The following is a 10,877-nucleotide window of genomic DNA, read 5'->3' on the forward strand; positions in this document are numbered from 1 at the left end:
GGGCCGCGAGTCGAGGGCCCGTCTTCGCCTCACCGCGAGGGCAAACCTGGGTTGACCTCGCCGCTTTCGCTACGGTGGTGCCGCGTGACTGCCACTAGCTCGGCCCCGACCGCCCAGGTCGGGCCGGACGCCCCGCAGGGGCCCGGCCTGCGCACCGTCGCCCTGGGCAGCATGGTCGGCACCACCATCGAGTGGTACGACTTCTACCTGTACGCCACCGCTTCCGCGTTGGTGTTCAAACCGCTGTTCTTCCCGAACGTGTCCTCGACCGCCGGGACGTTGGCCTCGTTCGCGACCTACGCCGCCGGTTTCGGGGCGCGGCCGTTGGGCGCGATCCTGTCCGGGCACATCGGGGACCGGGTGGGCCGCAAGGCCGTCCTGGTGGGGGCGCTGCTGGCGATGGGCTTGGTCACCACCGCCATCGGGGTGTTACCCACCTACGCGCAGTCGGGACTGCTGGCGCCCGCCCTGCTGGCGGGGCTGCGGGTGTTGCAGGGACTCGCCGTGGGCGCCGAATGGGGCGGCGCCGCGGTGCTGTCGGTGGAACACGCCCCGCCAGGGCGGCGCGGGCTGTTCGGTAGCTTCACCCAGCTGGGCTCCCCGGCCGGCATGCTGCTGGCGACGTCGGTGTTCTTCATCACTCGCACCGCCACCGGACCGGCCGGCTTCCTGGCGTACGGGTGGCGAATCCCGTTCTTGCTCAGCGCCGTTCTGGTGGGTCTCGGCCTGTTTTTACGGTTGCGGCTGACCGACGCCGAGATCTTCGGCCGCCTCAAGCAACGCGACGACCTCGCGCGGCTGCCCATCGTGGAGGTGTTGCGCAGGCAACCGCGAAACGTGGTGCTCACCACCGGTTTACGGTTGTCGCAGATCGCGCTGTTCGTGCTGCTGACCACGTACTCGTTGACCTACCTGCAGGATTCGTTCGGCAAGGGCAGCGCGGTGGGCCTGATCGCGGTGCTGATCTCGTCGGCCCTCGGATTCATCAGCACCCCGGCCTGGGCGTGGCTGTCGGACCGCATCGGCCGCCGGCCGCCGTACCTGTTCGGCGCGGTGGCCGGGGTGCTGGCCCTGGCGACGTTCTTCCTGGCCGCCGGGACGGGATCGGCGATCGCGGTGGTGGCCTCAATCGTGTTCGGAGTGAACATCGTTCACGACTCCATGTACGGTCCGCAGGCCGCCTGGTTCGCGGAACTGTTCGACACGCGACTGCGCTACAGTGGCTCGTCGCTGGGCTACCAGATCGGCGCCGTGCTCTCGGGGGGCTTCGCTCCGCTGATCGCCGCGTCGCTGCTGGCGTTCGGCGGCGGCAAGCCATGGTGGATCGTGGGATACTTCGCCGTGCTGTCCGCGCTCACCGGCGCGGCGGCCTACGCGGCGCGGGAGACCAGCTCCGACGAAATCGAGTGAGTGTGACGCGCAGAATCTTCCTCAACGCCTTCGACATGGCCTGCGTCGGGCATCAGTCCGCCGGGTTGTGGCGCCACCCCGAGGACCAGGGCCACCGGTACCGCGAACTGGGGTACTGGACCGACCTGGCGCGCCTGCTGGAGGCGGGCGGCTTCGACGCGCTGTTCCTCGCCGACGTGCTGGGCGCCTACGACGTTTACGGTGGTTCGCGAGACGCCGCGGTGATCGACGCGGCGCAGTTCCCGGTCAACGACCCCACCGCCGCCGTCTCGGCGATGGCGGCGGTGACCGAGTCGCTCGGTTTCGGGATCACCCTGTCGTTGACCTACGAGCAGCCCTACTCGCTGGCCCGCCGGTTGGGCACGCTGGATCACCTCACCGGCGGGCGGGTGGCGTGGAACATCGTCACCTCCTATCTGGACAGCGCCGCGCGCAATCTTGGCCTGGACGCGCAGATCCCGCATGACCAGCGCTACGAGATCGCCGACGAGTACCTCGAGGTCTGCTACAAGCTGTGGGAGGGCTCCTGGGAAGCCGACGCGGTGGTGCGCGACGCGCACCGCGGCGTCTTCACCGATCCGGCCAAGGTCCACGACATCGAGCACAAGGGCCGGTATTTCTCGGTACCCGGCCCGTTCCTGTGCGAACCGTCGCCGCAGCGCACGCCCACGCTGTTTCAGGCCGGCGCGTCCTCGCGCGGGGTCAGGTTCGCCGCCGCGAACGCCGAGGCGGTGTTCGTGTCCGGTCCCACGCCACAGGTGGTGCGCGGGCCGGTGCAGGCGTTGCGCGCGGCCGCGGCCGACCTGGGCCGCGATCCGCGCTCCATCAAGGTGTTCACCATGGTGACCCCGGTGGTCGCCGAAACCCACGAGCGGTCGCTGGCCAAGCTCGACGAGTATCGCGGCTTTGTCAGCACCAGCGGCGCGCTGGCCCTGTTCGGCGGCTGGACCGGGGTCGACTTGGCCGAGCTCGACCCGGACGAGCCGCTGCGCTACGTCGAGACCGACGCCAACCGCTCCGCACTGGCCGCATTCACCACTGCAACACCCGAAAGGCAGTGGACCGTAAGGGAATTGGCGGAAGAGGTGGGACTTGGCGGGCGCGGTCCGGTGCTCGCCGGTTCGCCGACCGAGGTGGCCGACGAGTTGGAGCGGTGGGTCGAGGAGGCCGACGTCGACGGGTTCAACGTCGCCTACGTGACGACGCCGGGCACCTTCGCCGACTTCGCCGACCTGGTGGTCCCGGAGCTGCGGCGCCGCGGTCGGGTGCCCGAGAGCGTGCCGCGTGCCACGCTGCGCGAGCGGCTCGGCGGCGCCGGCCCGTTGCTGGCTGACGACCACCCCGGTGCGCGATACCGGCGAGGCTAGCGGTGGGCCCGGAGTGAGCGATATACTCATTTCACGAATGATCGATCATCGATCAAATTGCCATGGAGCAAGTCCACTTACGCCGGAGGAATCAGATGACGGCCATCGACGCACCCAAATCCGCCCGCGCCTACCAGGATTGGCGGCTGACGGACATCCCGCACTATCGGGACGGCATCAGCACCTACGAGTTCGTGCGCGCCACGCATCAGGCGGACTACCGGACGTACCAGGCCGAGGCGGTAGCGGGGCGTTCGTTCGGTTTCAACGGCATCGGCCGATTGACCGAAGTTGCCCTGCACATGCCGACCGAACACACCATCCACGATCAGAGCCCGCAATACCGGCAGAACCCCGCGTTTTTCCAAGGCCTGATGGGTGTCCCGGACCGCGGCCCGGTCGACCTGGCCGCGTTTCAACGCGAAACCGAGGAATTGGCAACGGCCTTGCAGAGCAATGGCATCACCGTGCACTGGATCGATTACCCCGACGAGCCGACCAATGCCTACGGGCCACTGATGGGCCATGTGTTCTTGTCCTGGGGCTCGATTTGGCGCGGCGGATCGGTCATCTCGCGTTTCGGATTCCTGCCCGGCATGGTCGGCGTCACCGAGTACCTCGCCAAGTGGGCGTGGAACACGTTGAACATTCCGCCGCTTGTCGCGATCACCGAAGGCGCCATGGAGCCAGGCGCCTGCAACATGATCGCCGAGGAGGTGCTGGTCACCTGCCTCTCGGCCTCGTACGACCAGCGTGGAACGGACCAATTCGTCGACGCCATCTCCAGAACCAGCGGCACCGAGGAGTTTCACAACCTGCAACTGCGCCCCGCCGTGGAAGGCTTCTTCAACAAAGCCACCGGTGCCTGCGCGCATCCGGACATCAACATCAACGCGATCGACGTGGGAAAGCTCATCGTCTCACCGGCAGCGCTGGACTGGGAGGCGCGTACCTGGTTGTACGACAACAACTTCGAACTGATCGAAGCTGATCCAGAAGAGCAGCGCGATTTCCTCGCGCCGTGCAATGTGCTGTTGCTCGAGCCCGGCAAGGTGATCGCCCACGCGGACTGCCACCGGACGAACGAGAAAATCCGGGCCGCCGGCGTGCAGGTTATCGAAGTGACCGGTACTGAGATCCGGAAGGCGTGTGGCGGCATCAAGTGTCGGGTAATGCAGATAGACCGGGAGCCCGGGCCGACTCTCGCCGATGTCCGCAACCGGGTCTGGCGGCAGGCCTAGAGTGAGGCGGTGTCCAACGCGTCCGACGGGCGGCCTGAAGTTCGGGGCATGCCGCTTCGCGAACAGATTCTGGGTGTGCTGCTCGACGGGCTGATCAGCGGCCGGTGGCAACCCGGTGACCGTATCGTGGAACGCCAGGTCGCCACCGAGCTGAACGTCAGCCAAGCGCCCGTGCGCGAGGCGCTGCGCGATCTGGAAGCACTGCGGCTGGTCAGCTCGGAGCCGAACAAGGGCGCGCGGGTGCGCGACATCGGTGCCGGCGACCTGCTCGAGATGTACCCCGTGCGAGCAGCTCTGGAAGGCCTCGCGGCCTCACTTGCGGTCGACAAGCTGGCCGGTGATGTGACGGCATTGCAGCGGCATACCGACGAGATCCGGCGGGCCGCGGAGTTGGGTGACGTCGGCATGCAGGTTCGGGCCGGCGTCGCGTTCCACCGCGAGATCGTCGCGAGTTCGGGCAACGCAGTGTTGCTCGCGGTGTGGGAATCGCTCGGCATCGAAGTGTGGACAAACCTGTCGCTCCGCCTACTTCGCACCGGATTACACGACAACGTCGACGATCACACCGCGATCGTCGACGCCTTCGCCAGGCACGATCCGAATGTCGGCGAGCTGGTGCGCGAGCATGTGCTGTCGTACTGCCACGGGAGCCCGACCGACGTCGGGTCATAAAGGCTACGGCGCGACGGTGAGCCAGTCTCTGAAGCCCGAGGGGTCGTGGCGGCCGAGCGCGCCGTGCTCGTAAAGACCCCAGCCCTCAACGGCTTCGCCGTCGCCGTCGCGGCACACCGCGCGGCCGACGTGGTCGATGACGCCGAAGCCGGACCGCGCGACGATGCCCGGGTCGGTCATGTCATAAGTGCGCCGCTCGAAGAACTTCTCGCCCTTCCATGTGCCGTGCAGCCAGTCCGAGTCGCCGCCGTAGCCGCCGCCGACGTGAATCGGCACGGGGAGTCTCGATTCCACGTCGAAGTGCACCGGCGTGCCGTCGGGCGCGGTGGCGTCGATGGTCGCCCCGGTGGGGATCCGGGTGCCGGACCGGTAGTGGATCTCGACCCGCGGCCAGCCGAGCTGTTCGACGCGACCGTCGCGCCAGATGCGGGTGCAGTCGTTGAGCGAGCGAAACCCGTTTGGCTCCTCCTGGATGATCAGCACGATCGCGAAGTCGTCGAACGCCATCGGCACGTAAAGCCACCACATGCCCTCGAAGGGCGGGTCGGCGGGGCGCCCCGCGGGCTCGGGTTCGCCGATGGGCCGGATGCCCCACGACCGGTCCCGGCTGCCGATCCAGACGGCGGGGTCGACGGCGATCTCCTCCCCGTCGATGGCCAGCCGGCCGCTCCAGCTGCCCAGCTGCGCAAAGCGCTGCGCGTTCAGGGTCACCCGGTTGCCGGCGCGCAGCACGTGCGGCTGCTCCTGGACCACGTCGAACAGGCCTTCCCACGTGAGATCGGCGGCGACGCCTTCTGTTTCGTCGAGGACGAGGCGCAGCTTGCGTAGCGGCTCGATCACCTCGATGCGGTAGCCGTTGACACGCTGGTTGAGCCGGTCGGAGTCGATGGCGTCGCACAGGTGCACCGCGGTCTGGGTGTCGCCGCGCCGGACCAGGAAGAACGCGTCCTTGACGCCGAGGTTGGGGTAGTAACCGATGCCGCTGATCACGAAGATGTCGCCGGTGCGGTCGTGGGCGTTGAAGTACGACCGGTCGTAGAAGTTGCGGTCCGACGAGCCCGGCCACGCGATCGGCGCCGGGATCTGGTGCACCGGGTATTCGTCGAGCGGTCCGAGCATTACTGGTCCTCTCCGATCAGGCGCCGCATCAACCCGGCGTGGTAGAACAGCGATTCGACGTCGTCGGGCTTGTCGGTCTCGCCGAAGTGCACCCGCCGCGCACCGGTGCGCATGAAGACGCAAGCCCACATGACCCCGGAGTACACGTAGAACCAGCGCAGGTCGCCCACCTCGACACCGGTCAGCCGCTCGTAGGTGGCGCGCACGTCGTCCTCGCGCATCACCTCCGGCAACCCCGGCAGGCCGGCGAGGCCGGTCAGCTCCTGAAACACCATGTGCGCGTAGATCATCCACGCCACGTCGAGCTCGCGCGGGCCCAGCGTCACCATCTCCCAGTCCAGCACCGCCACGGGTTTGAAGTCGCGGTACAGCACGTTGCCGACCCGCGCGTCACCCCACAACAGCACCGGCTCGCGCCCCGCGACGTCGGCCGGCCAGTTGTCCTCCAACCAGGCGAAGGTGCGCTCCAGCAGCGGCGACGCGCCGATGTCGGGGACCGCGAAGTCATACCAGCCGCGCACCCAGTTGAAGTGCCGGCGCAGCGCGGTGTCGCCCTGCTGCCCATCAGTGAGGAAGCCAAACGTCTTCTGCGCGTCCGGGATTGAATGCAGCGTCGCGAGCACCCCGACGGTGGCGTCCTGCAGTTCGCGCTGCCGCTCGGGGGCGGCGTCGGCGAACCAGTTGTTGCCAAACGTGTAGGGCATCACGTCGGGCGGCACCACGCCGTCGACGTAGTCCATCACGAAGAACGGGGTGCCCAGCACGCCGCCGGTCGATTCCAGCCAGCGCACCGACGGCACGGGCACGTCGGTCAACTCGCCCACCTGGCGGATCACCTCGAATTGGTGGTCGAGCCGGTAGGTGGGGAACACCTGCACGTCCTCGGCGCTGGGCGCCACCCTGGTGACGAGCTTGTGTTCGACCGGCTCGCCGTCCTGCTGCCAGCGGGCGGTCAGGATGATGGTCTCCGAGGACATGCCCGTGGCGTCGACGCCGCTTTCGACGACGACCTCGGGCTTGGCGCCGCCGGGCACCACGGTGCTCAGCCAGTCCGACAGCACCGTCGGCAAGGTGGTGACGTCGCGGCTGGACCGCTGCAGGCGGTCGACCTGGTCGAGCACGGGTTCATTGGCCACGCGTGCCTCCATTCCTTGAGCACTTCGTCGCGGCGATCAATTACGATACGGTAGGTAGCGATATGAAAGCAGACCCGTCCACCCTTGACAAGGCCCCCGGGGCCGGCCGCCCGCGCGATCCGCGTATCGACTCGGCCATATTAGCCGCGACCGCCGAATTGCTTGTGGAAATGGGCTATTCGAATCTGAGTCTGGCCGCGGTCGCCGAGCGGGCCGGAACCACCAAGTCGGCGCTGTACCGCAGGTGGTCGAGCAAGGCCGAATTGGTGCACGAGGCGGCATTTCCCGCCGCGCCGACCGCGCTCGAGGCGCCCGCCGGGGACATCGCCGCCGACGTCCGCATGATGATCGAGGCGACCCGGGACGTCTTCACCACCCCGGTGGTGCGGGCCGCGCTGCCCGGCTTGGTGGCCGACATGACGGCCGACCCCGCCCTCAACGCCCGGGTGATGTCGCGCTTCGCGGACCTGTTCGGCACCGTGCGGGTGCGGTTGAGCGACGCGGTCGACCGCGGCGAGGCCCATCCCGACGTCGACCCGGACCGGTTGATCGAGCTGATCGGCGGAGCCACCATGCTGCGGATGCTGCTGCGCCCCGAGGAGGAGCTCGACGAGTGCTGGGTGGAGCAGACCACGGCCATCGTCGTCCACGGGGTGACGGGATGACGGGCCGCCTGGCGGACCGCGTCGCGATCGTCACCGGCGCCAGCCGGGGCCTGGGCCGCGCGATCGCGCTGGCTTTGGCGGCCGAGGGCGCGGCGGTCGCGGTCGCCGGACGCACCGAGCAGGTCTGGGACGAGCGGTTGCCGGGGACCATCGGCGCGACGGCCGCGGCGATCGAAGCGGCCGGTGGCCGCGCCGTCGCCATCCGTGCCGACCTCACCGACCGCGAGGACGTCGCGCGGCTGGCCAGTTCCGCGCGAGACGCCCTGGGGCCCGTCGACATTCTGGTCAACAACGCGGCGTTCACCGCCCCGGGCCGCCCGCCCGGGCCCGACGCGCCCTCGCGCCGCACCCCCGCGGGTTCGCGGCCTTTGTCGAAGCCGGGGTGGCCCGGCTTCGTCAGCACGCCGTTGCAGGCCTACCGGCGGCACTTCGAAATCGCCGTGTTCGCCGCCTACGAGCTGATGCAGATGGTGTGTCCCGACATGATCGGCTCGGGTGGCGGCTCGATCGTCAACGTCACCTCGGTCGCGTCTCGGCTGCCGGGCGACGGGCCCTACGCCGACCGCAGCGGCGCAGTGCTGCCGGGCTACGGCGGGTCCAAGGCCGCCCTGGAGCACCTGACCCAGTGCGCGGCGTACGACCTCGCCGATCACAACATCGCGGTCAACGCGCTGTCGCCGTCCAAGCCCATCCTCACGCCCGGCCTGTCCTACTACGCCCGCAACTTCGACGACACCGCGCCGGCCGACGAATTCGCCCGCGCCGCAGTCGAATTGGTGCTCGTGGACCCGGCAAAGGTCACCGGCCGCACCGTCGGGCATCTAGAGGTGCTCGACGGCAGCTTCGCACCGTTTAAGCTCGGCTGAGTTCCCGCGTCCGCGCGCCGCACCGCCGACGGTGGATAACGCTCGGCGCGACATGCCAGGATGGGGCAAGCCCACGGCGCGCATGCGGTGGGCGACCGGTCGAGTGGTGTGGCAATGGCGGTGACGGCGGACAGGTCGGCGGGGCGGGTCGTCGCCCTGCTGGTGCTTTTGCTCGTCGTCGCGGCCGCCCTGCGCGGTTACCTGCCGGCCCGGCAGGCCCCGACGCCGGGTGACTCCGGGAACAGTGGCGTCGCGCTGCTGTTCGTGGTGACGGCCCTGGCGGTGGCGCTGTCGCTGGTCGCGCTCGCCGTCATCGCGCGGTTGCGCGATCCGCGTGCCGCGGCGCCGCACGTCGGTGACCTGTCCGAGATGCTCGGGACCGGTCGAGGCCGCCCCAGCTGGCGCGTGCTGGTGCTCGGGCTCGCGGTGCTCGCCGCGTGGCTGCTGATCGTGACGCTGCTGGTCCACCACCTGCCGGGACACCTGGCTGCGTCCCCACCGCCGACCGACGCGAGCGCGCCCGCGCGCCCGGATGCTTCCGCCGCGGCGCGCCCCGGGCAGCGCCCGCACCACGACATCGGCGACCTGCTAGGGATCCTGCTCGTCGCCACCGTTGCGACGCTGTCGCTGCTCATCACCGGAACGGTTGCCCTGGCGCGGCGGCGCCGGCGCTCGACGCCCGCGGTCCACTACGCCGACGAGCGTGTCGAAGCCCCACAGACGCAACGGAGTTCGGAGACGTTGGCGCGCGCCGCCGAACGCGGCCTCGCCGAGATGACGGACCCCAGCCGCGAGCCGCGGGAGGCGATCATCGCCTGTTACGCGGCCATGGAACGTGAACTTGCGCGCGTCCCCGGCGCCGTCCCGCAACACTTCGACACGGCCACCGAAGTGCTGGACCGCGCCGTCGAGCAGCATGCCCTGCGCGCCGACACCGCTTCGGAATTGGTCAACCTGTTCGCCGAGGCGCGGTTCAGCCCGCACGTGATGAACGAGGGGCATCGCGACGTCGCGGTGGGGGTCTTGAACGTGGTCCTCGACGAGCTCCGATCGCGCAGCCAGGCGTCCGGGTGAGCGCGTGAAAAGGCCTGTCGCGCTGGGCGTGTGCTTCATCTTGGGTATGGAGTTGCTGGCCCTGACCCAACACGACCGGCGCTGGGTGCTCGCAGCCTCAGGCGCCGGCCTGGCCTTGGTGCTGCTCAGCATTCGTCGTGCCCTAGCGCAGGATTCGGCCGGCGAGACCGAGCCCGCCGCCGACGAGCAGGGCAACGCGCTGCGCCGGTGGCTGTCCACCACCGAAACGACGATTCGCTGGTCGGAGTCGACCCGGGCCGACTGGGACCGGCACCTGCGCCCCATGCTCGCGCGGCGTTACGAGATCGCCACGGGCCAACGGCGATCGAAGGACCCCCTGGCCTATCACGCGACCGGCCGAATGCTGTTCGGTGTAGATCTGTGGGAATGGGTCAATCCCAACAACGTCACGCTGACGCGTGACAGCCAACCGGGGCCGGGCCGCGCGGCGCTGGAAGAGATCCTGCGGAAGCTGGAGCAGGTATGACAGGGGGCGCGATCTCGCCATGACACTGCCCGCCGCGACCACCACCGCCCACTGCGAGGCGGTCCTCGACGAGATCGAACGCGTGGTGGTCGGCAAACGGGCCGCGCTGCGGCTCATCCTCATCGCCGTCCTCGCCCGCGGGCACATCCTGATCGAGGATCTGCCCGGCCTCGGCAAGACGCTGATCGCCAGGTCTTTCGCCGCGGCGCTGGGCCTGCAGTTCACGCGGGTGCAGTTCACGCCGGACCTGCTGCCGGCCGACCTGCTGGGCTCGACGATCTACGACATGCAATCGGGCCGCTTCGCATTCCGCGCAGGCCCGATCTTCACGAACCTGTTGCTCGCCGACGAGATCAACCGAACCCCGCCGAAGACGCAGGCGGCGCTGCTCGAGGCGATGGCCGAGGGACAGGTCAGCATCGACGGCGAAACCCACCGGCTGCCAGGGCCGTTCATCGTCCTGGCCACCGACAACCCCATCGAGTATGAAGGCACGTACCCGCTGCCCGAGGCGCAGCTGGACCGGTTCGCGATCCGGTTGGAGCTGCGTTACCTGTCCGAACAGGACGAGACCGCGATGTTGCGCCGCCGCCTCGACCGCGGCTCCGCCGAGCCGACCGTGAACCAGGTCGTCGACGCGCGGACTGGCCCCCACCGCCACCTGCGGGTGGTGCCGGGTCGCGTTGGCCAGCGACACCACGTAGTGCAGCACGTCTTCGTGCACCGTCACGGTTTCGACGGATTCGCGCATGGCGATCAGGTCCCGCGCGTCGACGACCTGGTTCACGGTCGGCTCGGCGGAGCCGCGGTCGAGGCGGCGGCGCAACATCGCGGTCTCGT

General features: G+C 69.2%; 11 protein-coding genes. 9 read left to right on the forward strand and 2 right to left on the reverse strand.

The features are described from left to right. Positions 1-171: 171 nt before the first annotated feature. The 4 genes from A5700_RS20520 (at position 172) to A5700_RS20535 (ending at position 4,690) form a co-directional block, all read left to right on the forward strand. Positions 172-1,410, forward strand: coding sequence for an MFS transporter (locus A5700_RS20520; RefSeq protein WP_068071866.1), 1,239 nt, complete (start codon positions 172-174; stop codon positions 1,408-1,410). After that, the gene (locus tag A5700_RS20525; protein ID WP_068071827.1) at positions 1,407-2,777 is read left to right on the forward strand and encodes an LLM class flavin-dependent oxidoreductase; all 1,371 of its coding nucleotides are present in this window, start codon (positions 1,407-1,409) and stop codon (positions 2,775-2,777) included. Before A5700_RS20520 ends, A5700_RS20525 begins: the two co-directional genes overlap by 4 nt. A gap of 95 nt (positions 2,778-2,872) precedes the next feature. After that, on the forward strand, positions 2,873-4,018 hold the full coding sequence (gene nnhA, locus A5700_RS20530; RefSeq protein WP_068071825.1) for a 2-nitroimidazole nitrohydrolase: 1,146 nt from the start codon (positions 2,873-2,875) through the stop codon (positions 4,016-4,018). A gap of 48 nt (positions 4,019-4,066) precedes the next feature. Beyond that, positions 4,067-4,690 carry a GntR family transcriptional regulator gene (locus tag A5700_RS20535; RefSeq protein WP_068071821.1) on the forward strand — a complete coding sequence of 208 codons (624 nt, stop codon included), beginning with the start codon at positions 4,067-4,069 and terminating at the stop codon, positions 4,688-4,690. Positions 4,691-4,693: 3 nt separating this feature from the next. Here the strand turns inward: A5700_RS20535 and A5700_RS20540 are convergent, their stop codons facing one another. Both A5700_RS20540 and A5700_RS20545 read right to left on the reverse strand, forming a co-directional pair. Further along, positions 4,694-5,809 (reverse strand): hypothetical protein, encoded by a 1,116-nt coding sequence (locus A5700_RS20540; protein WP_068071819.1) that lies wholly within the window; start codon positions 5,807-5,809, stop codon positions 4,694-4,696. Continuing rightward, the gene (locus A5700_RS20545; protein WP_068071863.1) at positions 5,809-6,945 is read right to left on the reverse strand and encodes a phosphotransferase family protein; all 1,137 of its coding nucleotides are present in this window, start codon (positions 6,943-6,945) and stop codon (positions 5,809-5,811) included. The genes A5700_RS20540 and A5700_RS20545 overlap by 1 nt, the downstream gene beginning before the upstream one ends. Before the next feature lie 62 nt (positions 6,946-7,007). Here A5700_RS20545 and A5700_RS20550 point away from each other — a divergent pair, with 62 nt between their 5' ends. The 5 genes from A5700_RS20550 to A5700_RS20570 all read left to right on the forward strand — a co-directional run. Beyond that, on the forward strand, positions 7,008-7,610 hold the full coding sequence (locus A5700_RS20550) for a TetR/AcrR family transcriptional regulator (RefSeq protein ID WP_068071817.1): 603 nt from the start codon (positions 7,008-7,010) through the stop codon (positions 7,608-7,610). Further along, a complete protein-coding gene (locus A5700_RS20555; protein WP_068071814.1) occupies positions 7,607-8,476 on the forward strand; it encodes an SDR family NAD(P)-dependent oxidoreductase in 870 nt (289 codons plus the stop codon). Before A5700_RS20550 ends, A5700_RS20555 begins: the two co-directional genes overlap by 4 nt. A gap of 114 nt (positions 8,477-8,590) precedes the next feature. Further along, positions 8,591-9,550 carry a DUF4129 domain-containing protein gene (locus A5700_RS20560; protein WP_068071812.1) on the forward strand — a complete coding sequence of 320 codons (960 nt, stop codon included), beginning with the start codon at positions 8,591-8,593 and terminating at the stop codon, positions 9,548-9,550. Positions 9,551-9,554: 4 nt separating this feature from the next. Then, positions 9,555-10,037: a hypothetical protein gene (locus tag A5700_RS20565; RefSeq protein ID WP_068071810.1), complete on the forward strand. Its 483-nt coding sequence runs from the start codon at positions 9,555-9,557 to the stop codon at positions 10,035-10,037. 19 nt (positions 10,038-10,056) lie between these two features. Next, the coding region (locus A5700_RS20570; protein WP_231973848.1) for a MoxR family ATPase at positions 10,057-10,877 on the forward strand (821 nt) is incomplete at its 3' end.

The organism is Mycobacterium sp. E1214, from assembly GCF_001666755.1.
Lineage (GTDB): Bacteria > Actinomycetota > Actinomycetes > Mycobacteriales > Mycobacteriaceae > Mycobacterium.

Bases quoted from the DNA above. Each gene is read 5' to 3' on its own strand.
- A5700_RS20520 (WP_068071866.1), top strand. From the start codon at position 172: ATGGTCGGCACCACCATCGAGTGGTACGACTTCTACCTGTACGCCACC.
- nnhA (WP_068071825.1), top strand. From the start codon at position 2,873: ATGACGGCCATCGACGCACCCAAATCCGCCCGCGCCTACCAGGATTGG.
- A5700_RS20535 (WP_068071821.1), top strand. From the start codon at position 4,067: ATGCCGCTTCGCGAACAGATTCTGGGTGTGCTGCTCGACGGGCTGATC.
- A5700_RS20540 (WP_068071819.1), bottom strand. From the start codon at position 5,809: ATGCTCGGACCGCTCGACGAATACCCGGTGCACCAGATCCCGGCGCCG.
- A5700_RS20550 (WP_068071817.1), top strand. From the start codon at position 7,008: ATGAAAGCAGACCCGTCCACCCTTGACAAGGCCCCCGGGGCCGGCCGC.
- A5700_RS20555 (WP_068071814.1), top strand. From the start codon at position 7,607: ATGACGGGCCGCCTGGCGGACCGCGTCGCGATCGTCACCGGCGCCAGC.
- A5700_RS20560 (WP_068071812.1), top strand. From the start codon at position 8,591: ATGGCGGTGACGGCGGACAGGTCGGCGGGGCGGGTCGTCGCCCTGCTG.